At 61.5% G+C, this 1,039-nt stretch carries 2 protein-coding genes; both read left to right on the forward strand.

From position 1 onward, the window contains the following. Positions 1–66: 66 nt before the first annotated feature. On the forward strand, positions 67–213 hold the full coding sequence (locus tag IWX75_RS17930) for a transposase (protein WP_196823534.1): 147 nt from the start codon (positions 67–69) through the stop codon (positions 211–213). A gap of 155 nt (positions 214–368) precedes the next feature. Continuing rightward, on the forward strand, positions 369–1,039 hold a 671-nt coding region (locus tag IWX75_RS17505), incomplete at its 3' end, for an IS3 family transposase (RefSeq protein WP_196823535.1).

The raw sequence follows: 1,039 nt of genomic DNA on the forward strand, positions 1-1,039 counted from the left end.
TGGTGTGTCCCGGGTTCTACGGAGTTGGAATTTGTGGATTCTGGTGTCTGACATCAGGAGGAACAGATGGGACGACAGGGCTACTCGGCGGAGTTCAGACGCAAGGTTCTCGACTTACTCACTGCTGGGCGCAGCGTCGCAAGTGTCGCGCACGACCTGGACGTCAGCGATCAGACGACCTACAACTGGCGCCGGCAGGACCGGATCGATTGAGGTGAGACGCCCGGTCTAAGCAGTGCTGAAAAGGGCGAGCTGGCTACAGCGAACAGGCGGATTCGCGAGCTCGAGACTGAGCTGGCCATTTCCCGCCGGGCGGTCGACTTGCTGAAGGAGGACACCACCACAAAAGTCGGTACGCGGCGATCGAAGTGATCGCCGCGGAAGATCACCCGGTGCAGGTCGCCTGCAGGGTCCTGGGCGTCTCCGAGGCTGGGTTCTATGAGCACCGTAACCGGCCACCATCCGAACGGGGTGTCCGGCACGCGATGCTCACCGATCTCATTGGCCAGATCCATGTGGAATCTCGTGGCATCTACGGTGCCCGGCGGGTGCATGCCGAGTTGACGCTCGGTCGGGGCATCGAGGTGGGTCATGGTCAGGTCGAGTTGCTGATGCGCCGAGCCGAACTCCAAGGGATCTCAGGGCGCCGCAAGTGGAAACGAATCAGGGCCGACGACATCTCGACCGACCTGGTCAAACGGACCTTCGGGCGCCAGGGACCGAACCAGCTGTGGGTCACGGACATCACGGAGCATCCGACGCGCGAAGGAAAAATCTACTGCTGCGCGGTCCTGGACACCTATTCACGAAGAGTTGTCGGCTGGTCCATCGACTCATCGCCCACGGCCGCACTGGTGACGAACGCCCTGGGAATGGCGATCGATAGTCGGCTCGGCAACAGCACTGGCTCGGGGACGATCATTCACTCCGACCACGGAGTCCAGTTCGGATCCTGGGCCTTTACGAAGAGGGCGCGGGATTCTGGCCTGCTGGCCTCTATGGGCAGCATCGGTGATTGTTACGACAACTCGATGATCGA

The sequence above is a fragment of the Arthrobacter sp. CAN_A6 genome, assembly GCF_015751715.1.
GTDB lineage: Bacteria > Actinomycetota > Actinomycetes > Actinomycetales > Micrococcaceae > Arthrobacter_D.